Annotated in this window: 20 protein-coding genes; 10 read left to right on the top strand and 10 right to left on the bottom strand. The window is 36.9% G+C overall.

Annotated elements, in window-relative coordinates; genetic code table 11:
• The first annotated feature begins 2 nt into the window (after window positions 1-2).
• From QLG01_RS13170 to QLG01_RS13160, 3 genes are all read left to right on the top strand, one after another.
• The gene (locus QLG01_RS13170) at window positions 3-2,009 is read left to right on the top strand and encodes a TniQ family protein (RefSeq protein WP_282496644.1); all 2,007 of its coding nucleotides are present in this window, start codon (window positions 3-5) and stop codon (window positions 2,007-2,009) included.
• Window positions 2,010-2,081: 72 nt separating this feature from the next.
• A complete protein-coding gene (locus QLG01_RS13165) occupies window positions 2,082-2,990 on the top strand; it encodes a DUF6685 family protein (protein WP_282496643.1) in 909 nt (302 codons plus the stop codon).
• Window positions 2,991-2,992: 2 nt separating this feature from the next.
• The gene (locus QLG01_RS13160) at window positions 2,993-3,652 is read left to right on the top strand and encodes a hypothetical protein (RefSeq protein WP_282496642.1); all 660 of its coding nucleotides are present in this window, start codon (window positions 2,993-2,995) and stop codon (window positions 3,650-3,652) included.
• Between the two features lie 259 nt (window positions 3,653-3,911).
• Here QLG01_RS13160 and QLG01_RS13155 read toward each other — a convergent pair whose 3' ends face one another.
• Complete coding sequence (locus QLG01_RS13155; RefSeq protein ID WP_282496641.1) at window positions 3,912-4,721, bottom strand: sulfite exporter TauE/SafE family protein; 810 nt, start codon at window positions 4,719-4,721, stop codon at window positions 3,912-3,914.
• 98 nt (window positions 4,722-4,819) lie between these two features.
• On the opposite strand from QLG01_RS13155, the gene QLG01_RS13150 reads away from it, so the two are divergent.
• A complete protein-coding gene (locus QLG01_RS13150; protein ID WP_182918024.1) occupies window positions 4,820-5,608 on the top strand; it encodes a helix-turn-helix transcriptional regulator in 789 nt (262 codons plus the stop codon).
• On the opposite strand, the gene QLG01_RS13145 is transcribed toward QLG01_RS13150, so the two are convergent.
• Genes QLG01_RS13145 through QLG01_RS13130 form a run of 4 tightly spaced genes read right to left on the bottom strand, consistent with a single transcriptional unit; the run spans window position 5,603 to window position 8,887 of the window.
• Window positions 5,603-6,097 (bottom strand): GNAT family N-acetyltransferase, encoded by a 495-nt coding sequence (locus tag QLG01_RS13145; protein ID WP_081399308.1) that lies wholly within the window; start codon window positions 6,095-6,097, stop codon window positions 5,603-5,605. The two genes, QLG01_RS13150 and QLG01_RS13145, sit on opposite strands and share 6 nt — an antisense overlap.
• The gene (locus tag QLG01_RS13140) at window positions 6,094-6,858 is read right to left on the bottom strand and encodes an ABC transporter ATP-binding protein (RefSeq protein ID WP_151822842.1); all 765 of its coding nucleotides are present in this window, start codon (window positions 6,856-6,858) and stop codon (window positions 6,094-6,096) included. Before QLG01_RS13140 ends, QLG01_RS13145 begins: the two co-directional genes overlap by 4 nt.
• A complete protein-coding gene (locus QLG01_RS13135) occupies window positions 6,855-7,865 on the bottom strand; it encodes an iron ABC transporter permease (RefSeq protein ID WP_282496640.1) in 1,011 nt (336 codons plus the stop codon). Before QLG01_RS13135 ends, QLG01_RS13140 begins: the two co-directional genes overlap by 4 nt.
• Before the next feature lie 2 nt (window positions 7,866-7,867).
• Window positions 7,868-8,887: an ABC transporter substrate-binding protein gene (locus tag QLG01_RS13130; RefSeq protein WP_282496639.1), complete on the bottom strand. Its 1,020-nt coding sequence runs from the start codon at window positions 8,885-8,887 to the stop codon at window positions 7,868-7,870.
• Between the two features lie 649 nt (window positions 8,888-9,536).
• On the opposite strand from QLG01_RS13130, the gene QLG01_RS13125 reads away from it, so the two are divergent.
• The 3 genes from QLG01_RS13125 (at window position 9,537) to QLG01_RS13115 (ending at window position 14,789) form a co-directional block, all read left to right on the top strand.
• Entirely contained in the window at window positions 9,537-11,084 is a 1,548-nt protein-coding gene (locus QLG01_RS13125; protein WP_151828139.1) for a tyrosinase family protein, read from the top strand.
• Window positions 11,085-11,126: 42 nt separating this feature from the next.
• Window positions 11,127-13,091, top strand: a complete 1,965-nt coding sequence (locus tag QLG01_RS13120; protein WP_282496638.1) for a multicopper oxidase family protein — start codon at window positions 11,127-11,129, stop codon at window positions 13,089-13,091.
• 354 nt (window positions 13,092-13,445) lie between these two features.
• Window positions 13,446-14,789 carry a PepSY-associated TM helix domain-containing protein gene (locus tag QLG01_RS13115; RefSeq protein ID WP_282496637.1) on the top strand — a complete coding sequence of 448 codons (1,344 nt, stop codon included), beginning with the start codon at window positions 13,446-13,448 and terminating at the stop codon, window positions 14,787-14,789.
• Window positions 14,790-14,862: 73 nt separating this feature from the next.
• Here QLG01_RS13115 and QLG01_RS13110 read toward each other — a convergent pair whose 3' ends face one another.
• On the bottom strand, window positions 14,863-15,915 hold the full coding sequence (locus tag QLG01_RS13110; protein ID WP_282496636.1) for an NAD(P)-dependent alcohol dehydrogenase: 1,053 nt from the start codon (window positions 15,913-15,915) through the stop codon (window positions 14,863-14,865).
• A gap of 289 nt (window positions 15,916-16,204) precedes the next feature.
• Here QLG01_RS13110 and QLG01_RS13105 point away from each other — a divergent pair, with 289 nt between their 5' ends.
• Entirely contained in the window at window positions 16,205-17,095 is an 891-nt protein-coding gene (locus QLG01_RS13105; protein WP_282496635.1) for an AraC family transcriptional regulator, read from the top strand.
• 93 nt (window positions 17,096-17,188) lie between these two features.
• Here the strand turns inward: QLG01_RS13105 and QLG01_RS13100 are convergent, their stop codons facing one another.
• Window positions 17,189-17,812, bottom strand: coding sequence for a TetR/AcrR family transcriptional regulator (locus QLG01_RS13100; RefSeq protein ID WP_282496634.1), 624 nt, complete (start codon window positions 17,810-17,812; stop codon window positions 17,189-17,191).
• A gap of 166 nt (window positions 17,813-17,978) precedes the next feature.
• Between QLG01_RS13100 and QLG01_RS13095 the strand changes: the two genes are divergently transcribed.
• Entirely contained in the window at window positions 17,979-19,556 is a 1,578-nt protein-coding gene (locus QLG01_RS13095) for an MFS transporter (protein ID WP_282496633.1), read from the top strand.
• On the top strand, window positions 19,553-20,638 hold the full coding sequence (locus tag QLG01_RS13090) for an HlyD family secretion protein (RefSeq protein WP_282496632.1): 1,086 nt from the start codon (window positions 19,553-19,555) through the stop codon (window positions 20,636-20,638). The genes QLG01_RS13095 and QLG01_RS13090 overlap by 4 nt, the downstream gene beginning before the upstream one ends.
• Window positions 20,639-20,716: 78 nt before the next feature.
• Here the strand turns inward: QLG01_RS13090 and QLG01_RS13085 are convergent, their stop codons facing one another.
• The 3 genes from QLG01_RS13085 to QLG01_RS13075 form a co-directional block, all read right to left on the bottom strand.
• Entirely contained in the window at window positions 20,717-21,973 is a 1,257-nt protein-coding gene (locus QLG01_RS13085) for an OprD family outer membrane porin (protein WP_282496631.1), read from the bottom strand.
• A 78-nt stretch (window positions 21,974-22,051) separates the two neighbouring features.
• Window positions 22,052-23,395 carry an aromatic acid/H+ symport family MFS transporter gene (locus QLG01_RS13080; protein ID WP_282496630.1) on the bottom strand — a complete coding sequence of 448 codons (1,344 nt, stop codon included), beginning with the start codon at window positions 23,393-23,395 and terminating at the stop codon, window positions 22,052-22,054.
• Between the two features lie 111 nt (window positions 23,396-23,506).
• Window positions 23,507-24,208, bottom strand: coding sequence for a fumarylacetoacetate hydrolase family protein (locus tag QLG01_RS13075; protein ID WP_167563540.1), 702 nt, complete (start codon window positions 24,206-24,208; stop codon window positions 23,507-23,509).
• Window positions 24,209-24,225 lie beyond the last annotated feature (17 nt).

Genomic DNA, 24,225 nt, shown 5'->3' with positions numbered 1-24,225 from the left:
TCATGAAAAAATTAACGCTTTCTCATACCCCAATTCCATTTCCAGATGAATTCATAGCAAGCTTCTTGTTAAGAGCCTCATATCCAAATGGTTACCAATCCCCCCAAAAAATGTTAAATAGTGCTGGTATTTCAGTTTATAAATTATCATATAATTCAATATATACTGATGAAGTTAAAGTTAGAAAAATTATAGAAAACTTAAACTTTTCTGATGACTTATTGAAACTCGTTATAAGAAAAACTCCTCCGCCACTTCAATATTTTATCTGGAATAACGATAAAAAAATTCAAACCCAATTGTTATCATTTAGTTTAAATAAATTCTGTTCAATTTGCTTAGAAAATAATGGGTACTGGAGAAAAAACTGGTTATTAAATCCTCTTACAATCTGTCCTGAACACAAAATTAATTTAACTGTTAATTGTCCAGAGTGTTATAAAATTTTACCAATAAATCGTAGGTCATTATTCGAATGCCCTACTTGTAAGTTTGATTTAAGGAAAAGTCCTATAAAATCAATTAAACAAGATGATAACGAAACCAATCTTTGGTTCTTAGAGAATTTGGCAATAGATGATAAAGACTTTATAGAGGTTTTTTTTGATATCTGGACAGCTTTATTTGAATATTTTTCCAATTTAGACAAGGGAATTGATTACTCTTATATTTTAAGATTATGTCATGATTATTTTTTTAACAAAGATATCTTTAAGGAAAAATTTATAAAGGAAATAGAAAATAATTTAGTATATGCTCACCCGAGAATCCAATTACTACCTTTTTTTAGAAAAAAATCCAAATTTGGTGCTTTTTTTGAGAAAATACTCTCACCATTTCAAGAATATAATTCGCGCTCTTCTAAACTTATTGATAGAAAATTCAGCAAAAAAGATACAACATATATATTAAATGTCAGTTTTATTGCATTGCATAAGAGACTAAGAATAGGAATTCTTTATCATGATGATCTCATGCAAAATGATAAAGCATATTTCACAACAAAAATCATTGAAGATTGGCTAATCAACGATAAAAATAGTATTAATAAATCTTACACTTACAATAAGCCTCCTGTTTTTCTAGATGATTCAAATGATTTTTTTGGTGTTATTGAAATCAGTCAAATACTGTGTATCAATAAATTTCTGACCCATAAATTTTTAAAAATCCCAAATATTCCTGTCACAAAAAAATTTATCAATCGTCATAAAAAATTTTGCTTAAATAAAAAATTTGTTCTCGATTTTAATGAAAAATATATTTTTTTAGCCCCATTAGCAAAAAAATTAAATGTTTCAGTAGTTACGCTTAAAGACAAACTTGGTAGCTTGAGCATTAACCCTGTTATGCAAAATAGTCTTTATCCTGCTTACTATTGCAGAGATGATGTTGAGCATATCAGCAAATATATTATTGAAAACATAACAGTATACGAACACAATTTTGGACGAAGAAAAGAAGGGACTTGTGCAAAAAGCAAAAAACAAGAATTTCTGAGTCTAAATGAAGCAGCCCTTGTTTTAAATATTTCCTCCGAACAAGTATCTCAACTTATCGATCATAATTGGCTAATTATTGATGATCCAGAAATATGTCCTCCTGTCATACTAAGGCGTAGTTTTGATAAGTTTTTACAAAGGAAAAATGATCCTACTTTTATTGAACTTGATGAGGTACTTAAGGTACTCAACTGCACATTTAATGAACTTCAGAATAATTGGATTAGGACAGGTTTCTTAACCGTTCGGCGTATAGCATATTGGCGTTCTATTCCGCAAAAACAGCTCAAATATGTAACAGAAGTTCAGAAAGAATTCTTTACCGCGTCTGAAGCTAATAATTTTCTAAATATGCATCCAGCTCATATTATGAATTTAGTGACACGAGGCTTAATCAAACCACATTTATTTGGTAATCATAATTATTCTATTAGATTATTCAAAAAAACTGATGTGGAAAAATTACTACAAGCAGGTTATGGTAAGAAGGATATTAAAGAATTCTAAGTAAGTGCCAGTAAATCGTTGACTTGCATTTCTAAAACTAAGAAATTAACTTTATTTTCTAAGATCATAATTATGCATCTCATTGATCAACTGTTTTTTTTCTTATCTTTACGAGGCTTTATCAAGTCTCGTAAAGATTTACATCACTCTCCAATTATTTGGAAAAATAAAAATAACATTAGTTATGATGATGCGTTACGCTTAGATATCTTAAGTGATTTATCTACTAGTAGAGATCCTAGAAACCGTTACCAATCGAACAAAATGAGCTGTAAGGATGTTATTGCCTTACAGCAATCATTAAAAAATTTATTTTTGTTTAAAACTATAAATGTATTTCTGGAAATTCAGGGTATTACCGGTATTTGTGCTAGTCGAAGCGACATCAAGAATCGTATATCAATGGAGGATTTCGTCGAGCAAGATTGTAGAGAATTTTTTGAAATAGATGCAGAACATTTTCAAAAAAATTTAAATCACACAGATATTAATATTATTCATGATCCTAATACTCTTGATCATTTTTTCTTGTGTGGGTGGAATCCCACACTCTACTTAGTGAATGGTAAAGGTGGATCTCATCATTTTGCATCAATGCGGTATATCGCTGCTAAATTAAATATACTATTTTACTTAACAGGCAGCCTTAAGTTGATTTATCTTAATGAGTTAGCTGTATCAAAATTTAATCATCAATACAAAGCTTATCTATTAAGTCCTAATGATCAATCAAAAATACAGAAAATTGTTGATCTCTATAATCTTCCCTGCCTTTTTTTCTTTAATTCAAAATTTTTACCTCAAAATTCTTGCCTATTATTTTTCAAAAAAGTAGATTGGAAATTATTCAGTTTTCAAGAAAAAACCCTTAACACAGTATTGACTAGTTTTAATAATGAACTAGAAACACACTTAACTAATCAACAAAAAAATATTTTATTTCAAAAATTTATAAAAAATCAGACTAATTCAGGAGATTAGTAATGTTCACAAAAATATTTGTACCAATCAACAATCACTATGGATACTTAAAGAAACTTGAATGTTTTAAGCTGGAAACTCAATTTACGCAAAACTATACCTCGCCTCTCCCCCCAGAAATGGAGTCAATTAATCACAAAAGAGCAGTCTGGAACATTAATCTGGGCAATAATAAAATATGTCGTATGCGTAATGAATTCGGATGTATTGATGATAAATTTTATATAGTTCATGTAGATGCATTGAAATTTTACTACTACTGGTTAGTTTCATCTATTTATCTAGATGATCAACATCGCTCAAATCATTGTATTCTAAGAAAGGATATGCCAAATGATTATAAATTCAAACATGCTATTGATGGTTTTTCTATAAGTGAACACAATCCTGTTCCTCTTGCATTTGTTTCCGCACGATTCGAACGCGGTAATCCTTATATTGGTTTTACAAATGGGGTGACACGGACAATGTGGCTGTTAGCGAATGGTGCAAGATCCTTTCCTATTGAAGTTCGTGATAAAGAATCTGCAAAACATCTATATGAATTTGCAGGGATTGGAGAACCCCCGATTACTTATCAAGAATTAAGAAATAAGTTCAATGTTAAAGTACCTTATTACGAAAGTCGTGAATTTTTAGAAAGTTTATATAATGAAACTTAAATAGCTTTTTGAATTGACGTTCTTTAAAAAATCTTAACTTATGTGGCAAGGATTTCTAAAAAGTCTTAACTTATATGACAATTAAGAGTTGAGATCCTATGTCACAGTCTCCTAAAGACAATTGATTTTATTTAAGATTTAAATCTCAAGCTATCTGTCTTTCAACGAAGCCATTTAAGACATAAAAATTTGGCGTTTTAGAGCATTTAGAGATTCAATTTTTAAGAGATATTATTCTTCAATTAATTGAAATAAAAAGTTAATTTAAAAAAAGCATGACTAGTAAAACTATTATTAAAAGTAGCGGATACAACTTTGCCCGCCATAAATCCGGCAGTTTTGAAATAAATTTTTCTGAAAAATATAGCCCAATCCATGTTCCAGCAACCAAGAATAAAGCAGCTTCAAACCAGATTAGACCAATAAATCCACTAGGTGTCCATGTAGATTGCCAACGTGATAATACACAATAGGTTAGCGTTGCAGTTAAAGACAAAGGCAGCGTGAGAATGTTTGCGATAGCCGCGGCCTCTGCCATAGAACTACCCCGGCGCCGTAATAACGGAACTGTCATTACACTGCCACCCACACCTAAAAGCGCTGCAACCCAGCCGATAACTCCGCCTTTAATGAGTTCGCTGTTTTGTCCATAGTTTTGCTTTTGCATTGATGTCACCATAAACCCTGGTCGGTAATAACAATCAATAATGGTTATGAACACATAGCCCATAAATATCCAGCGAAGCCAACTGCCATTAAACAATGAGGCCATTACTGCACCGACAATTCCACCAAGTGCAATACCACCCCATAAAAAGCGGATCTTTTGCCAATCTATATGTCCAGACCAAAAATGTCGAAAGGTTGCAAAACTTGCCGAGCAGAGCATGATAAAAGCTGATGTAGCTACGGCGATTTGCATCGCATGTACCCCCACCATGCTTTCATTACTCGACTTTTGAATAATGACGGTATAAAGCAAAGGTACAGCAACAAAACCGCCTCCAAAACCAAATAACCAAGTGGTTATGCCTGAAAGTAGTCCAAATAAAAATAGCTCATATAGCATGATTATCTTCCTCACGTTTATAGAGGCATGATATAAAATAGCTTTATGGCAAACTAACGTAGAAAAGCCATATTTTTATTAATTTCAGACAAAAATATATGCGTAATATTCCAATTAACGAGGTAGACCATCTACCGCAAGCGGTTCTAACGTTAGGATCAGACTATCCTGCTGATACTTTGTTAGACACGCATAGCCATCGCCGTGCTCAGTTCTTATATGCACCCGAAGGCCTCATGAAAGTTGAAACTGAAGATGGGCAATGGCTCGTGTTACCGTACAGCGGTGTATGGATACCTGCAGGCAAACCACATCGGGTATGGCTATCTAAAGTCAGTACTTATAGTTTGTATATAGAAGTGAATAGTGCACCAAGACAAGCAAACTATTGCGAGGTTATACAAGTCTCGCCTTTGTTACATCAACTGCTCATTCAGGCTAATCAGCTACCTATTGACTACCAACATTCAGGCCGTGACGGCGCTCTTATCGATTTATTGTTATATGAATTAGAAGCTGCACCAGCCCTGCCTCTGTTTATTCCATTGCCTCACAACACATTGTTATCTAAACAGTGTGCTGAGTTTATGCAGCATCCCGATATTCATAGCAGCCCTAAAAATTGGGCACATGACCACAATAAAAGTGAGCGGACTTTTCACCGCTGGTTTAAGTCAGAAACTGGCATGTCCTTTCAGGCTTGGCGTAATCGGGTCTGCATCATCTATGCTTTAAATGCCCTAAAAAAAAATATCTCCATTACTGAAATTGCTTTTAGTTTGGGCTATGAACACTCGGCAGCTTTTACAGCAATGTTCAGTAAAATTATGGGTTATCCGCCTACCCATTTTCAAAAAAGATTTCATGCACATGATAAAGCACTATAAAGATTTACTCATGTGAATGGTGTCATAGGTCTCGATCCACTCACGTTTAATAACATCAAAGCCTTGAAGCCGCCAAAACTCCTCAGCCGCAGGTAAAAATGGATGGGTATGCAAATACAAAGTGGTAATTTCATTCTTCTGTGCATGGCTAAACAACATTTTACATAGCATAGTTGCGATACCATTACGGCGGTATTCAGGCAATACAAACAACTTAACCACTTCCACTGTCTTAGATGGCAAATTTAAATCAAAACGATGGTCATACGCCCGATATGCAATAGTGCCAATAATACGGTTTTTATCTTTTACCGTAATAAAGCAACCTAATGGATCATTAACATAATATTGCCCAAAATTTTTTAAATCTTTGGGGACTTGCCCATGATAGATTTCTGGAAATAATAAATGTCTCGTATAAAGAGCAAACTCTACAGCAGATGCATAGTCTGATTTGTCTGCTAGATGATAGTGAAAAGTCATATTTATAGCCAAGAATGATCAGGGATAACAATGGTTTTGTCTTGAATCATGGCTTCATGGAACTCAACATCATAGACACTTTTTAAAAACTTCGGATCGGTTATTCGTGTTTTTGACTCAGGCTTAACCACCTCATGTTGGCGCATAAAAAACAAATGATCTGCAAATAAAAAAGCCAAGTTGGGATCATGCATAATTGCAATCACCGTAAAATTTTGCCGCGACAACTGACGCAATTTTTTCATTAAATAAGACTGATAATAAACATCGAGATGATTGGTTGGTTCATCAAGCAAAATGACTTTCGGTGCTTGTACTAAAATACGGGCAATCATGACCAATTGTCTTTCGCCACCCGATAGCTCGGTATAAGGACGGTCACGCAAATGCTCGATGTCTAAATCAAGCAAAGCTTGGTCTACACGTTCCCAGTCTGATTTTGAAGGACGAAATCGACTAAAAGCGGCACGTCCCGTAATCACCACATCTTTAACCAAAAATGGAAATACGGTTTTATGAAACTGCGGTAAAAAGCCGAGTAAGGCTGCCCGATCTTTCCCGTTAAAGTCCGATAGTGGTTTTCCAGAATAACGAATCAACCCATCTTTTACAGGTTCTAGGCCCGCCATCAATTTAAAAAGTGTAGATTTACCACAACCATTACGCCCTAAAATCACTGAAAACTGATTTTCAGGAAATTCCAGATGAATATTTTTAAGGACCTGTTTGTGCCCATAGGCATAATTTAACTGATCAATTTGAATCATGCCCAATGAGTCCTCTGTGTTTTCATTAATAATAAGAAAAATGGTGCGCCAAGTAACATGGTAAAAATACCAATCGGTATTTCAAACGTTAGTAAAACCCGAGAAAAGTTATCAATCAACAGGAGAAAACTACCGCCCAAAATCATATTGGCAGGAATACTGTAGCGATGATCTGGCCCAACCAACATTCTCACAATATGTGGCATAAACAGCCCATATAAACTAATAATGCCAGCCGCTGCTACAGAAGTTGACGTACATACAGTCACCAGCGCAATTAAAAGAAGCTGTTCCCACCTTGGGTTAACACCAACCGCCTGTGCTTCTTCGGCACCGAGTGCCATTAGGTTTAGGCGCCAACGCATCGCAAATAATCCAGCAAGACCAATACAGATTGGTAGCACGGCGTATTGAACCTTTTGCCAAGACGCTTGATGTAAGTTGCCCATGGTCCACTGCACAATGGCTTGTAATTTAAATGGATCACTTAAGTATTGAATGACTGTAAGTCCTGCCAAAAACAGCCCCGAAACAATCATGCCCGATAAAATTACCATGACTAAAGATGTCTGGCTTTCATGTTTTTGATGGGCAAATAAATACGTTAAACCAACAGCGCACACGCCAAAAATAAAGGCGGATAGGTTTGGTGAAAGCCAACTTAAAGAAAGTGCTAAAGCTGCACCGAACGCCGCACCAGATGAAATACCGAGTACATACGAGTCAACTAAAGGATTACGAAACAATGCCTGTAAACCATTTCCCGCAGTTGCTAACGCAGCACCCACCATAAAGGTCAGTAGAATTCTGGGTAATCTGACATTTACGAGAATGTTTTGCATCAGTCTAAATTGCTCAGCATCAAAATATGGTGTACCAAACACCGCTTGCACACCCCACCACAAATAATCCCATGCACTCAATGTCTGCGTTGGCCCTATGAGCAACGAGATAAAAATCATCACGAACGGTAACGGGTAAAACCAATAATATTTCAGCTTTTGCATATTCATTGCACCAATGCTTTGGCAAGGTGCTCACCATACAACTTAGTTAAAATACGCTGTTGTAAAGCACTTACTGGTAAATCAGACTGTTCCGGATAAATACTATGATTCAAATAAATCGCCGTAATAATGATTTTGATGGTATGGGGGTTATATATAAATGCAGGACTCAAATTAAATACCTTACGGTTTTGTACAGCGCTTAAACCTTGTAATTCTTTTCGTTCATAAATCAGTTTTGGGTTTGTATTCCAAAGCACAATATTGTCGGGGTTCCATTCAATGAGGGTCTCGGGATTTACATTGGGCTGGTTAGCATCGGTCTGAACAATGTTGTAAGCACCTGCCAGCTCAATAAAATCATTGGTAATCGACTGACGTCCAGAGGTAGAAAAAATACGCCCTCCTGACCATGCATAGTAAATCGATTTTTTATTTGGCTGACGTGCCGTTTTTGCTGCAACTTCTGCCACAATTTCATCAGAGAAATTTAAAATTTCTTGAGCACGCTTTTGGGCACCGTTCAAAACGGCAATTTCTGATAACTCTTCTTTTACTTGCTGATAAGTGCTGGACTCCATGACATATACAGCAATGCCAAACTGCCGTAACAGTTCAATCGTTTGGGTTTGCCCGCTCCCCAAAATCACCAAATCGGGTTTTAACAACACAAGACTTTCAATATTAGTTGCATTTGCCCCTTGTGAAGGCGTCGCAAGCTGTTTATTGGCAATACGCTTATCTATTTTTGAATAGGCATTAAATAATAAAGGCTGGATGTATACTTCGGCTGGTATGCCAATCACTTTATGACCTTGCCCTAGCATATATAAGCCATCTAAACCCGACTCAAATAGAGAAACTATTCTTTGGGCTGGTTTGGCTACACAAACTTTTGTATTTGTACTATCAAAAACACATATCGAATGGGCTACCAAGTTTTCTTTAGTTTTTCTACTTTGTTCAGATGAAGAGCATCCACATAGAATGAGTAAAGTAAGTATTGAAACCAATGACTTCATTACAGCATCCAACGCACAAATACAGTGCAAAATAAAAAGACGTGTCTATTTGGTGCATTTTTCATATGAAAAAGACACCATAAGAGAGCAAGACGGTTTGAATCATCATTTATAAGTTAGTAAATCAAATGTTGTATTAAAGATAAGAGTAATTAAGCAATAAAAATGCCAAAATTACAAAATAAACTTAATAATCATGCAATTGTAATTTATGTTTTAAAACTCAAAATATAGATAGCCCTATACAAAACCTTTAGAGCATGCATGCTAACATTCAAATAAAATAAATTTTTAATATTTAATTTCAATCAAAAATTTTCACATCTAACATTTTATTTAATAATGAGACTTTAAACACATAAATTTTAAAAAACAAAACACATTAAGTAAAAATATAATTATTTTTATTTTAAAAATCTTTTAATTATTAATAAAAACACATTAAAAACAATATACTAAATAATTAAGTTTTTCTAAAAAATTACAGATTTTAAAGTTAAATTTTTTCATTATTAATATCAAACATAAACCTTTAATAAAAACTTCTTTATATGCTAGATTAGATTAAGAATTACCCAACCTAAGGGTAAATTCATACATTACAAATAATCAAATATAAGAATATTAAACATGACAAGGATTTAAAATCATGAAGAGAAATTATTATATTTTAGGAACTCTATTGTGTGGTATGAGCTTAACGACTCATGCTGACTCACTACGAATGAGTGCCACGGAGTTTGCAAAAGATCCAGCCAAAGTAAGCGCATTACAAAAGGGTCTGGAAAAAATGCGAGCAAATAATAATGCTCCCCCTTTATCACCGGAGTTTCGTACAAGCTTTAATTACTGGGCCAATACACATGGCTATTTTGGTACAGGTACACATGCAACAGACAAAGATTATTATGTTAATCAATACCGTATGCCACAATGTTTAGAGATATATAGTAAAGCAGTATGTGACAGTTACTATAAGCATATTCAAAACTCACCAGTTCCAAATGATGGCTTTACCGATGAAGTTTGGGGTACATGCCAACATGGCAATTTAAATTTCTTACCTTGGCACCGTATGATGCTTTATTTTTATGAGCGAACAGTACGTAAATATGTTGGGCAAGATTACTCTCTTCCTTATTGGGATTATTACCAAGAAAAAGCTGCTAATGGTAAAGGCTTAGCACTCCCTCAATTGGTTCGTGGTAAACAGGCTGGTACTTTATATGATCAGTACCGTACACCGGGTTTAAATGCAAATATCAGCGCCATAGATCCAGACAATGCCAGCGCTGCTCAAGCATTTAAATGGGATAACTTCACAGACTTCTCTAACCAATTACAGTCTCAACCCCATGGTGTCATGCACTGTGCAGTCGGTAAAAACTGTGTACTACCAGATATGGGATTTGTACCTATTGCAGGCTTAGACCCCGTATTTTATATGCACCATGCAAATATCGACCGCTTATGGCAATGTTGGTTAAATAAAAAAGCAAATGGGCAACCAATTACACTTGAATGGGCTAAGAAAAATTTAGGTATGCCAGATAGTTGGTATGACACCCGTTATACTTTTGCAGATGAAAACGGCAACAAAGTCACCATGACCATTGCTGATGTATTTACCCCCGGTAAAATCCCAGTGCGATATACCAATGAAAATGCTTGTAAAGTTGAAGCTACTGTCATGAGTAGTAAAGGTGCTGAAAAAGCAAACCTATTTAAAATGAATCATAAACCAGTTAGCAGTAATAAAAGCATTAAGCTTATGGGTGTAACTCAAAAAGTAGCTTTAGCCCCTCAAACTGCAAGTTTCCTAGAGAACTCAAGTCAACTTACTCAAACAAAGCTCTCATCAGGACAAACATATTTAATATTAGATAATGTTCAAATGATTGGTAATCCAAATCTAACCTATAAGATTTATCTATCTCCAAAAAATAAACCTGACCAAAAAATTTATGTTGCCACAATTAACTACTTCGGTGTGTTAGATCATGATCACGGCGGACACCCAGGCCATATTGGTCAATTGGTCTATCAAGTCAGTGATCAAGTTAAGCAATTAGGCATGGCGGCTGAAGACTTAGAAGTTCAGTTTGTTGCTACTGATTTAACGCTTGATCAGGTGAAAGAAAAAGTAAGCTCTCAAGGCTTGAGTATTTCTCAAGTTCGCTTAGAAACTTCAAAATAATAATTAAGGGAGAGGCCTGATTTTTTCAGGCCTATATTCATTATGAAAATAGCTCATTTAATATTATGCACGCCTCTAACTTTAGTAAGTTGGTGTGTATCAGCAAATGATTCTTCTGAACGTATATTAGAAGACCCACCCGATATGACTGTTGCGCGTAAACATATTGCATTACTTGCTGCCCCCAACCCGAAAGTTTCATCAACAAATACGCCGCAAATGCAATCTTCTAATGAAGCATTATTTACATGGGAGGTTAAAAAAACGAGGAATAAACTATGGAACCCAGCGACAAATCGTTATGACGAAGTTGTTTTACGTAGTTATCAAGGTACAGATACACAGCCCAATACACCTTATATTGCTCCAACGATTGAAGTATTTCCGGGAGAAACTGTACGAGCAAATTTAGATAACCAACTTGATATAGATCCGATTACTCACAAAAAATTTCCTAAAGACCCAAGTTGTACTGGCGATCATTTTGATGTGAATAAACCCCATTGTTTTGATGGCACTAACATGCACACTCACGGTTTATGGATTAACCCAGCAGGAAATAGTGATAACGTTTTAATTTCGATTAATCCGGGTGTTAATTTCCAATATGAATACAACATTCCACCCGATCATCCAGCCGGAACATTTTGGTATCACCCACATCGACATGGTTCAACCGCTATTCAAGTTGCAAGTGGTATGGCCGGTGCTTTAATTATTCGTGGATATCGTCAGCCTACCCCAAATAAGACAGGTGATTTAGATTTACTCACTTATGGTTTTAAAGAAAGAACGCTAGTTTTTCAGCAAATCCAATATGCTTGCTATGATGCTAACGGAAATATCGAAACCGATAATAATGGCAACTATATTTGCCAAAACAATCAAATTGGTGAAATTAGAGATTATCAGGGGTTTGGCCCGGGTGATTGGGGGAAATCAGGCCGATATACGAGTATTAATGGCGAAATACAACCTTTCATTACTCAAGCGGTTGCAGGACAAGTTGAGCGTTGGCGAATGGTACATGCAGGTGTCCGTGACAGTATCAACTTAAGCGTTCGTCAAATGCAAAATATTCCTTCCAAACTCGATTTGACCCCAATGGGTGAAAAGAAATTATTAAGTGAGAGCTGTACAGGGCCTATTGTAAACCAACACCTGATTGCAGCAGATGGTCTAACCTTTAAACAGGTTATGGATAAAACAGTTACCGTTTTTCAACCGGGTTATCGTTATGATGCATTAATGCAATTCCCGCAAGAAGGCCGTTATTGTTTAATTGATGAAGCGGCGTCAGCTTCGGCTAACGTAGACCGTACATTTTCGCAAAGACGCTTACTAGGTATCATTCAAGTTAATAAAGCCACTTCAACACCTCAGTCTTTAACAACGGCGTTAAGCAATAATGCAGCACGCAATATTGCCCCAGATATGCGTCCTGCTGTGCTTCAAGATTTACAACAAAATCTGAAATTCAGTCACTTTGTTCCTCATCAGGACTTACCCGCTACACCGTATAAACAATTTTTAGAATTTAATATTGATACAAATGCTGATCCAGTTCAGTTTCAGGTGAATGGAAAACCATATCAACCAGATCGAATTGACCGTACACTCGAATTAGGCAAAACCGATGAATGGATACTCACCTCTAAATTAGCCAGTCACCCTTTTCATATTCATGTAAACCCATTTCAAGTCGTGGCAGTGTATGACCCTAACGGTAAAGATGTCAGTGATATTAACGCCGTGGATGACTATGACAAAACAGCTGCCCCTGACCCACAATATCGCGGTCTAAAAGGGACATGGAAAGATACTATCTGGGTTAAAAACGTACAAGGAGCCAGTTATAAAGTCATTGTTAGAACCAAGTATGAACGCTACCTCGGTGACTTTGTATTGCACTGCCATATTTTAGATCATGAAGATCAAGGCATGATGCAAAATATTCGAATTAGTCTTTCTGATGGAAATGGTGGTATTTCCCAAGGCCATCATTAATTTGGAACTGTATACAATTTTATTCTAATAAAACCGCTTATCCTAAAATAAGCGGTTTTTAACATATTAATTCTGATATTTGGATATCTTCTGTTCTTGTAGAAGAATGTACGATAAAAAATCCAGATTATTTAAATAATAAGTTGTTTCATTATTAAATATGTCATGTAAATAAGATCTTAAGGCGTAAGTAAAAAATATATAATTTACCAAGTAATAAAAACCATTTAATTATCAAACCAAACAATATGCCTAAGAGCTACTCAAATAATTTAATACTGGTTACAGCTCAATCAGCATCAAGATAAATAAGTCGTTATAATCCGCCCACCACCTGACAAACATTCTTTTCTGATGCTGACCCAATCATCCTTCTGGCGTAGTCTTTACCGTTTAATTCATATTTATGCTGGTATTTTTATTGCGCCATTTATCTTGTTCGCAGCAATCACTGGTTTACTCTATGCCATTACGCCTCAAATAGAGCAAGCGATTTATAAAGATGTTCTATATGTTGAGCCACTGAAGCAACCGCCACATATGCTGAGCCAGCAAATTGAAGCCGCAAAGCAAGTAATGCCTAAGTCTGCACAGGTGATTGAAGTTAGACCAGCCCCAAGTGCTGACCAAACAACTCGTGTAATTTTCTCAGATCCTATACATGATTTTACGAGTGAAGCCGTTTTTATTGATCCTTTTACACTTAAAGCCAAAGGCCATCTAGCGGTTTATGGTACCAGTGGGGTTCTGCCATTTCGAACTACACTCGACCAGTTACATAGCAATTTATTACTAGGAAAATGGGGTCGCTTTTATAGTGAACTTGCTGCAAGCTGGTTAGCCATTTTGACTTTAACTGGACTTTATAATTGGTGGAAACGTCGCCAAAATCTTAAAATCAGACAGACACAAAAAAATAGATTACTGAAATGGCATAGCACGTTGGGTTTAGCGTTATTCCCTCTCTTATTAATCATCGCCATTACGGGTCTTACATGGTCCGAGTGGGCTGGAGATAATATTCGGATTGCTCGTCAATGGCTTAACTGGCAAACCCCAACATTGGCAACTTCTCTTCAAGAAGATAATTTACCTACTGTAATGCACCATGAGCATCACGACATGCCTCATAGTGAAAACCTGAATTTAAATATTATTTCAAGTGAGTACGATAGCGCTCTTTCAATAGCCAGAGCACATGGTATTGATGCAGCACAAATACAAATCAAACCACCGATCAGTGGAAATCAAGCTTGGACGATAGCCGAGATTCAGCGCAAATGGCCAACTCAAGCAGACAGTATCGCAATTGATATGGAACAACATAAAGTCATCGATCAACTTGCTTTTAAAGACTATTCACTGGTGGCAAAGCTCACTCGTTGGGGAGTTGATGCGCATATTGGTGTTTTATTTGGCTGGATAAATCAATTAGTACTGGCACTTTATGCTTTGCTACTGTGCATTATGATTATTTATGCATATAGGGCTGCATTTAAAAACTCGAATTTAAAACTCATGACGAGTCACTTTGTTGGTCAAAGCTTATTAGTTTGGAACCGTGCAACTGGCTCACAAAAAATAGGGTTAATATTGGTGGGTCTCGTGTTAGGGCTAAGCTTACCTGTTTTTGGTTTCAGTATTTTATTTACGCTATTTATCTTTGCTATGCGTAAATACATTCCTTCTAAATCATAACACTCACATTGGTATTAAACCTTTGAGCTGTGCACACTACGCATAGTATGCACAGCCGAAAATGACTACAAAATTAATCTTCAGACAGTGTTTTCATATCAATCACAAAACGATACTTCACGTCGCTCTTTAGCATACGTTCAAAAGCTTCATTAATGTTTTGCATATCAATCATCTCTACTTCAGACACAATATTATGCTCACCACAAAAATCGAGTAGCTCCTGTGTTTCCTTAATTCCACCAATCACTGAACCTGCAATTGATTTTCTTCCTAAAATCATAGGTACTGAATTTGCGCTGATTTCACCTAAATAACCAACTAACACAATCGTTCCATTTAAAGCTAACGTTGGAATATAAGGCTTCAAGTCATGGTTATAAGGCACCGTATCAATAATCAAATCAAATTGATTTAACACTGATTTCATTTGAGCTTCATCTGTTGATAACACAACATGATGCGCTCCGAGTTGTTTTGCATCCTGTTCTTTATTTGCTGAGCGGGTGAATAATGTCACTTCAGCACCTAGAGCATTGGCAAGTTTAATCGCCATGTGCCCTAAACCACCTAAACCAACTACAGCAACTTTACTACCCTTTCCAACATTCCAATGACGCAGCGGTGACCAAGTCGTAATACCAGCACACAGTAGTGGTGGTACAGCTCGAGCATCCAGATTTTCAGGTACTTTTAATACAAAATCTTGGCTACACGTAATGCTTTGTGAATATCCACCATAAGTTGGTCGTTGATCATGGCGATCTACACTGCCATAAGTCTGGATGTTACCTTCCTCACAATATTGCTCTAGCCCTGAATGACAAGCAGAACAAGTACTGCATGAATCGACCATACAGCCAATACCCACTAAATCACCGACCTTATATTTTGTGACTTTAGGACCAATTGAGGTGACGCGCCCTACAATTTCATGGCCCGGAACTATCGGATAAGCACTAAATCCCCAATCATTTTTAGCTTGATGTAGGTCGGAATGGCAAACACCACAATATTCAATTTGAATGACAACATCATCTTCACGTGGGGTTCTACGTTCAAACTTAAACGGAACTAAAGGAGTTTCTGATGACAGCGCGGCATAACCTAAAACTTCAATTGTCATATTTTTTCTCTCATGTTTAATGTTTAAATAAAGACGATTTCTTCGCTGGACATTCATTGATGGCTATAGATTTTGAAAATCCATAAATAGGTTTTTGGAACGTTCTGGTTCACTAAGTTCCAACTCATCGACTTTGTGCCATGTTGATCAGTATAAAAATGAAAATCGTAAGCTGTTGTTCTATTCCTCTCACAGATTTGCCTAATCCTCCGAATTGTTGCACTTCTCACTATTTTTCTTATTTGAAATGCCTACAATAAAAATACAGAGGGTAATCGGTGGAATCTGAATGGCAAATAGGTCTTCTCTAGACAGTAATCAAGAATTAGCTCAACTTGTCGATCAATGGACCCGAGAAAAAGGTACATTCGAAACACCTATTATGGGACTGACTTTATATCGTGCAGAAACATTGACCCAACCAAGTAGCAGCATGATGGATGCAAGTCTATGTATGATTGCTCAAGGTAAAAAACAGGTGATTCTTAGCGAAGAAACCTATACCTATGACTCTAACCATTTCCTTTTTACTGCAATTGACCTGCCTGTCATTGCTCAAGTTCTTGAAGCTTCAGTTGAGCGACCTTATCTTTCAATAGTGCTACGGCTAGACCCGTATGTACTCGCCCAAATCATGCTTGAAGCCCATATTCCTTTTAAAGACGTAAATACTGAGAAAAAAGGAATGGCTGTTGGAGTAGTCAATTCAGAGTTGAATGATGCTTTTATACGGTTAATAAAACTACTAGATACACCACAAGACATCCCCATTTTGTCTCCCCTGATTATTAAGGAAATTTTTTATCGTTTATTGATGAGTCCACAAGGCGATCGACTTAAACGTATTGTCGCGGCCGGAACTACAGGTCATCGAATTGTGAAAGCGATTGAATGGCTGAAAACAAATTTTGCAAAATCTTTTAGCGTTGAAGAACTGGCAAGCACAATGGGTATGAGTGCTTCTAGTTTTCATCAACATTTTAGGGATATCACTTCAATGAGTCCCTTACAGTATCAAAAGAGAATGAAGTTAACCGAAGCACGGCGCTTATTAATGACCGAAGAATATGATATTTCAACGACCAGTATTCAAGTCGGATATGAAAGTTTGTCGCAATTTTCCCGAGAATATAAACGTTTTTTTGGGGTTTCTCCGTCAGTAGATATTAAGAATATATAAAAAAAAGCCCTTAATATTTAGGGCTTTTTTTATAGCAGCTTATTACTGAGGAATAATATTCACAGCACTTGGACCTTTTGTCCTTGAACGATATTAAATACTTTTTTTAATATTTATATTTTTCATAAATAGATCAACAGCATATTCAACCCAAGTACTAATTTCACTATCAGAAATTGTATAGTTGGGATGTGTCAGACATTTTAGATGGGCATCACTTCGTAATAATGCCAAGAATATATTTGCTGCTATATCAGCAGAAGAATTTAACTCAATCTCTTTATTCTTTTGAGATTTTTCAAGATAACCCGCAATAATATTTGCAAGCTTTTGCGGACCTACTTCAAAGAATTTTTCAGATAACTCTGGAAATCTAACTGCTTCTGCAATACAAACTCTAAAAAATGCCAATCCTGAATGCGACAATATGAAACACAGATAGGTTTTCCCCATCTCGGTTAAAGCCGAGCGTAAATTTTCAGCTTTTGTCTCGACTAAAATGATTTGCTCTTGCATGTTCCTGCATTGACGTTCAATGACGGCAGCAAACATCGCTTCTTTATTTTTGTAGCACCCATACATCGTTGCTTTTGAAACACCCGCTTCCTTTTGAATCATGTCTGTCGTTGTTCCACTAAAACCGTGAATCAAAAAAAACTTGGTTGCTGCATCCAGAATTTTTTGATCTTTTTCATTAGCTTTAGTTGAAACTGACATATTGACCTTATAAAAATTTTAGCGATTTCATTCTAAGTGTAACTCATCGAAAAGTTCAAAATCGAGAATTGACGGAAATTTAATTAAAGAGTAGAGTACCGATCGGTACAGTGCAGTAAATATCTGCTCCATGCAATGAATGGATGTTTAAGATTTAAGGTAAAAGATGAATACAAAACCACTCATCGGTTTAGCAGGTGCAATATTTGCTGCAATGACTGTTGAATTTAATAACCGAATCACCAGCATTACCTTAGTCGACATTCGTGGCGCGATGGGAATTAGTGTTGACTCTGGCTATTGGGTCAACAGTATTTACGCAAGTGCCATGATTATTGGCATGATTCTGTCTACCAGTTGGGCAGTCATTTTTTCTATGCGCAGAGTTCTGCTTTTTGCTATAGGACTTTGCCTCTTTTCTAGCGTTTTAATTCCTTTTAGTCCAAATATCGAAATATTTTATTTATTGCGTGGCTTACAAGGGCTCGCCAACGGCTTAACTATTCCTTTGCTCATGGCCTGCGCACTTAGATTTTTAGGACCTGACATTCGGCTATGGGGTCTCGCCTGCTACGCATTAACAGCAACATTCTTTCCTAACCTAAGTGCTGCACTCTCTGCGTTTTATTTAGATGTAGTTGGCTGGAAAATGATATTTTTCCAAACCATTCCTTTTTGTGCGCTAAGTGCTGCACTGGTTTATTTTGGTATTCCTCAAGATCCATTGAATTATTCAAGAATAAAAACTTACGATTGGACGGGTGCCATTTTAGCGATTATTAGCTTAGCCAGCCTGAGCACCATGTTGTTGCATGGCAATCACTTAGACTGGTTCCATTCCCAATTAATTTGTGTATTAGCCTTAATTAGTGCAATTACTTTACCTTGGTTTTTCATACATGAATGGCGTTATCCGTCACCACTCATTAAACCGCAAATGCTCGAAATCAGAAATTTTGCTTATGCTGTTTTCGCACTCTTTTGCTTTGTCATTATTGGTATGTCGACCAGCACATTACCACTCAATTACTTAAGTGCAGTGCATGGCTATAAACCCACTCAGACCATGTGGATTGGCTTACAAATTGCGGCATTGCAATTTATCTATATTCCTATTGTTGTGAAGCTTTTAAATCAAGCTTGGGTGGATAGCCGATACGTACACGGGTTTGGTTTACTTCTAGTCATTGCGGGTTGCCTAGGTGCAAGTCAACTTGATACTACATGGAATCAAGATCAATTTTATTTTTGGCATGCAATCTCATGTTTGGGACAAACCTGTGTCGTGCTCTCGCTCTTAATGATGGGAACAAACAGCGTTCACCCAACCATGGCAATTTATGCATCACCAATGATTAATACTCCGCGTGCGATTAGCGGTGTACTGGGTGTATGTATTTTGGATTGGATCAATCGAGTGCGCGGTGAATACCATTCAACACGGCTGATTGAAAACACCGCCCAACATGTTTTCCAAAATATTCAAGGTCCTGTCATTAATCCACTTACTCCCCCTGTGCTTAACGCAAATGGTGCAGATCGTGTTTCAGGTGGTTTATCTGCCCTAAATTCTGCGATTCAAGCGCAACAATCTGTTTTAGTTATTAGCGATCAATATCTCATCTTAGCTGGCCTTACCGCTATTTTGTTCATTGTGATGTTGATTTTGCCAGTTCGAACTTATCCGCCACGTATCGCTCTCATTAAGTTAATGAATAGTCATAACTCAGGAAAATCTTTATGAGTACTCTCGAAGCCCAAGATACTATCCACACCGAACCACCTAAGTTAACAAAGGTGCAATATCTCAAAAAGCATTGGGTTATGGTTATTGCGTTCATTATTGTCTTAGCATCTATTTTGTGGGTTTTAAAACTTATATTTTTACCGTCTTCGGTTATTGAAACAGATGATGCGCGTATAGATGTAGAGTACTCAACCATTGCCCCTAAAGTATCTGGCAATATTGAAGAAATTTATATTAAAGATCATCAGACCGTAAAAAAAGGCCAACTTTTAGCAAGGATTGATGCACGCGATTATCAAGCTGCTTTGGCCGAAGCTGAATCTAATTATGCAAAAGCACAAGCTGACGTGAGTGAAGCGATGCTCGCAGTTGATAGACAACCCACTGTTATTCGAGAAACTGAAGCACAGCTGAGAAAAGTAGAAGCTGGAATCAAACTCACAAAAGATAATACGGCGCGTTATGAGCAACTACAGGAACTTGGAGCGGAGTCTAGATTAATTACACAGCAATCTAAGACGACTTTGACTGAACAATATGCTGACTTAGACAGCAGTAAAGAAAAAGTGATTGATGCACAGTATCAGCTCAACCAATACAAGATTCAGGTACAAGCCAAACAAGCTGCTCTTAAACAAGCACAAGCAGCACTTGATAAAGCAAAACTGAATTTGAGTTATACAGAAGTTCGTGCACCTATTGATGGCATGATTGGTCAAAAGTCAGCTAACGTAGGTAACTTTGTGAGCGCTGGTAATCCACTCATGGTGGTTGTGCCTTTAGACCAAGTCTATGTAGAAGCCAACTTCCGTGAAATTGAGTTAAAACAAATAAAAATTGGACAACCTGTTAATGTCTATGTAGATGCTTATAATGTTGAGCTAAAAGGTGTGGTAGACAGCTTCTCTCCATCTACTAGCGCATTTTTCTCTCCGATCTCTGCGACCAATGCAACTGGTAACTTTACCAAGATTGTTCAGCGTCTACCTTTACGGATCAAGCTCGTTGAAAATCAAAAAGACGTTAAATTATTACGTCCTGGTTTATCTGTTTTAGTCTCTATTGATACGAATAAATAGATAGTCTAGATTTCAAATTATGAGAGAAAAAAGAGACCATTTACGGTCTCTTTTTTAATGATGAGTTTTAAAAAGTCTTTAAAACTTTTTGGTGTAATTTACAAACAACCGGCCTTCACCAAAATCATTGCCATGTTTTACGTTGTAATCAATCCGAATATATTGCAGGGCCACGCCTTTTAAGAACGGCTGTTGAAACGCATAATTTAAAATCACATTCGACTCGGTTTCATGGTTTTTCTCACCATTGGGTGCTTTAAAATCATGTCCGTAAACATATTTCACCATCGCATTTAGGCCTGGCACATAGTCTTTAAAGTCATAGCCGTACATCACATGATAAGACTTTTCGTCTTCTTTAAAGAAACCTGTTGCATTCCAGTTAATGAAATAGGTCTCTGGTAAGAAACCATCTGGTAATGGATAAGCCGATTCACCCATAATTTGCTGGTAACCCAAACCAAAGGTATGATTTTTTACTTTAAGTGTTTCTAACACTCCAATGTTTTGCGCATCAATATCAAAAGTATTGCCGTCATCTTTTGCATTGAAATATTTAAACTTAGACGTAAGAGCGAAATTAGGTTGTTTCCAATTATGCTCAAGACCAACATAGTGCTTGTTGTAGAGGTCTTCTAAATTACCAAAGTAATATTCGCCCTTGAGTGAAGGTGTAAATTGATAGCGCAGGTCAATATAATTTAAGCCATCAGATTCTTTAGTGATTCCATTTGCCGTGAACGAAAACTTTTTAAAGTCTTCTTCATTTCGTGGTGAGACTTTTTCCACTCGGCCAATTTCAGCATAGAGCTGATCTGAAAGTTGCGACTTAAGATTGGTTCCCCAATATGAAGCAAGTAATTGTCGGCTAGCATCGACAGCCGTTACAGGTAGGTCTAACCAGAGTTCACCAACACTTAAAAGGGTTTTGTCATATCCTAGTTTTAAAGTGGCGCCGTATTTTAAAAAGTCTGACGCTTGAGATTGTGTTTCCTTATTAAAAGGCAAAACCGTGTCTGCGACGTGTTTATCTGAACTTAAGCGCACAGCATATTGAACAGAAGCATCTACACCAATCGTAATGGGTTTGTCTGCAATTTGCAGTGGGGTGTCATGCATTTTCGATTTATAAAATAATGATGCTGCCTGAGACCAGCTGCCCGTATCTTTGAGGGCATCATTATCAAAATTACGGTTGATATAGGCATTTTTTAAAGTGAATTTCCATTCATCTTCGCTTTGTTGAGTGGTATCTGCTGCCCACAACAACGAATGACCACTACAGATAAATAAAAGAGTAGAAAACTTTAGATATGGTGTTTTTAAATATTTCATGAAACAAATCATCCTTTAATTATTGTCTGCGCCATCCTTTGGTGCAGACATATATTTATTCGGTGCGATAGCCTTATCTCAATTCGAAGCGACTAAAACTTGAGACCGATTTTTCTTTAAACGTTTAATGAGTAACAACGAAACCGCGGCACAAAATGCAGGTATCGCTAAAATACTTAAAATTTCAAAACTGGAGAGATTTAACGACATTAACCAGCCGCCCATAATCGATCCCACAATCGAACCTGAGCGCCCTACTGCATTGGCCCAACTTACCCCTGTTGCACGGCAATGTGTTGGATAAAAACTAGATGCAAAAGCATTTGCTCCCACTTGCGAACCACTAATTCCTGCACCTACCCCAAACATGGCGAACATCAATAAAACCGTATTTGCCTGCTCAATTCCAAACCCTAAACAAATCAGGAAAAAACCACCAAAAACATAAGCCGTACTTAAAATTTTGGTTGCATCCATCTTATCCATCAGTAGGCCTAAGACAATGGCACCAATAGTTCCACCTATTTGGAAAATTGAAGTCAGCCATGACGCGTTGGATAAATTAAAGCCTTCATTGGTCAATAAAGTAGGCATCCAACTTGAAATCATATAAATAATGAGAAGGCTCATAAAAAAGGTAAACCAAATCAAAAAAGTGCCCAAAGCAAAGCCTTTATTAAACAAATCTTTCAAACTTGATTTTTCGACTTCATTGACTGTTGGAACCAATGTAGGAGTGCTATTTAAATGCGGTGCGATACGGTGAATAATCTTTTCAATTTTCTCGGTGCCCTTCTTTTTAAGCACTAAAAATCGAATAGATTCAGGTAATAAAAAATATAAGAAAGGTACTGTTGCTAAGGGTAATACTCCCCCAATGAGCAAAATACCGTGCCAGCCAATATGAGGAAGTAGCTGAGCCGAAAAAATACCACCAAGAGCGGAACCTACAGTAAAACCACAGAACATCATGGTCACTAAATTAGAGCGACGAGATGTAGGCGCATATTCAGAGGTCAAAGTAATTGCATTAGGTAAAGCCCCACCTAAGCCCAAACCAGTGAGAAATCTCCAAATAATCAGAGTTTGTAAATCTGCTGAAAAAGAGGCAAAAACACTGGCAATTCCAAACATAATGACTGAACCAATCAAAATCGGTTTACGGCCTAATTTATCGGATAACGGCCCAAAAATGAGTGCGCCGGCCATCAGTCCAAATAAGCCAGCACCAAATAAAGGTGCCAAATCTGTTGCTTGCAACCCCCATTCTGCCTTTAAAGCAGGTGCAATAAATCCAACTGCTGCGGTATCGAAACCATCAATCGCAACAATCAAAAAACACAACCACATAATTAATTTTTGCAAAGACGATAGCGGTATTTCATCAATGAAACTTTGTACGTCTATAGAATTTTGAGACATGAGAGCTCCTTTCGCCAATACATTGGCGTATATGCAATCCTTAGCAAAGGTGCCCAACTGTATTTTTTATTTAGGTTGAGCACCTATTTCAATAAATCAGATCAATTTGATTTATTTGACATTCACCGTAATTCCAGTCAGTCCAGTAATGTCTGCACGCATAACATCACCTTTCACTACAGCACCCACGCCTTCTGGAGTTCCTGTAAAAATCAAATCACCTGCTTTTAATTCAAATAACGTAGATAAATTGGCAATCGTTTCGGCCACAGACCAAATTAGGTGACTGACATCGCTGTGCTGTTCAGTTTTACCATTTACCGTTAAATGAATATCGGCATTATTGATTTCACCCGTTTGAGTAATCGGATGAATTGGGCCAACTGGTGCAGAAAAATCAAAAGCTTTACCGATTTCCCATGGACGACCTTTTTCACGCATTGCCATCTGTAAGTCACGACGGGTCATATCTAAACCGACGGCATAGCCGTAGATATAGTTCACTGCATCCTCAACCGATACATTTTTGGCATCTTTACCAATTGCAACAACCAACTCAATTTCATAATGAAAATTTGAAGTTTCAGATGGATATGGAATATCAACCGCATCTGTATTTACCGGAACAACCGATTCAAGGTCATTTGGCTTACAAAAGAAAAATGGTGGTTCACGGTCCGGGTCAAAACCCATTTCACGTGCATGAGCAGCATAATTACGGCCGACACAATACACACGGCGTACTGGAAATTTATGCTCTGAGCCGTGAATAAATAGACCCGCAGTGGTCATTGGTTCAAAAATAAATGACATGTTAAATTCCTTCTATT

It is taken from the genome of Acinetobacter sp. V89_4 (assembly GCF_029967875.1).
In the GTDB taxonomy this organism is placed as follows: Bacteria; Pseudomonadota; Gammaproteobacteria; order Pseudomonadales; family Moraxellaceae; genus Acinetobacter; species Acinetobacter oleivorans.
This window is presented reverse-complemented; position numbering and strand designations above follow the sequence as displayed.

Bases quoted from the DNA above. Each gene is read 5' to 3' on its own strand.
- QLG01_RS13075 (WP_167563540.1), bottom strand. From the start codon at position 24,208: ATGTCATTTATTTTTGAACCAATGACCACTGCGGGTCTATTTATTCAC.
- QLG01_RS13110 (WP_282496636.1), bottom strand. From the start codon at position 15,915: ATGACAATTGAAGTTTTAGGTTATGCCGCGCTGTCATCAGAAACTCCT.
- QLG01_RS13155 (WP_282496641.1), bottom strand. From the start codon at position 4,721: ATGCTATATGAGCTATTTTTATTTGGACTACTTTCAGGCATAACCACT.
- QLG01_RS13100 (WP_282496634.1), bottom strand. From the start codon at position 17,812: ATGTCAGTTTCAACTAAAGCTAATGAAAAAGATCAAAAAATTCTGGAT.
- QLG01_RS13135 (WP_282496640.1), bottom strand. From the start codon at position 7,865: ATGCAAAAGCTGAAATATTATTGGTTTTACCCGTTACCGTTCGTGATG.
- QLG01_RS13150 (WP_182918024.1), top strand. From the start codon at position 4,820: ATGCGTAATATTCCAATTAACGAGGTAGACCATCTACCGCAAGCGGTT.
- QLG01_RS13130 (WP_282496639.1), bottom strand. From the start codon at position 8,887: ATGAAGTCATTGGTTTCAATACTTACTTTACTCATTCTATGTGGATGC.
- QLG01_RS13120 (WP_282496638.1), top strand. From the start codon at position 11,127: ATGAAAATAGCTCATTTAATATTATGCACGCCTCTAACTTTAGTAAGT.
- QLG01_RS13160 (WP_282496642.1), top strand. From the start codon at position 2,993: ATGTTCACAAAAATATTTGTACCAATCAACAATCACTATGGATACTTA.
- QLG01_RS13170 (WP_282496644.1), top strand. From the start codon at position 3: ATGAAAAAATTAACGCTTTCTCATACCCCAATTCCATTTCCAGATGAA.
- QLG01_RS13095 (WP_282496633.1), top strand. From the start codon at position 17,979: ATGAATACAAAACCACTCATCGGTTTAGCAGGTGCAATATTTGCTGCA.
- QLG01_RS13115 (WP_282496637.1), top strand. From the start codon at position 13,446: ATGCTGACCCAATCATCCTTCTGGCGTAGTCTTTACCGTTTAATTCAT.
- QLG01_RS13140 (WP_151822842.1), bottom strand. From the start codon at position 6,858: ATGATTCAAATTGATCAGTTAAATTATGCCTATGGGCACAAACAGGTC.
- QLG01_RS13085 (WP_282496631.1), bottom strand. From the start codon at position 21,973: ATGAAATATTTAAAAACACCATATCTAAAGTTTTCTACTCTTTTATTT.
- QLG01_RS13105 (WP_282496635.1), top strand. From the start codon at position 16,205: ATGGCAAATAGGTCTTCTCTAGACAGTAATCAAGAATTAGCTCAACTT.
- QLG01_RS13125 (WP_151828139.1), top strand. From the start codon at position 9,537: ATGAAGAGAAATTATTATATTTTAGGAACTCTATTGTGTGGTATGAGC.
- QLG01_RS13080 (WP_282496630.1), bottom strand. From the start codon at position 23,395: ATGTCTCAAAATTCTATAGACGTACAAAGTTTCATTGATGAAATACCG.
- QLG01_RS13090 (WP_282496632.1), top strand. From the start codon at position 19,553: ATGAGTACTCTCGAAGCCCAAGATACTATCCACACCGAACCACCTAAG.
- QLG01_RS13165 (WP_282496643.1), top strand. From the start codon at position 2,082: ATGCATCTCATTGATCAACTGTTTTTTTTCTTATCTTTACGAGGCTTT.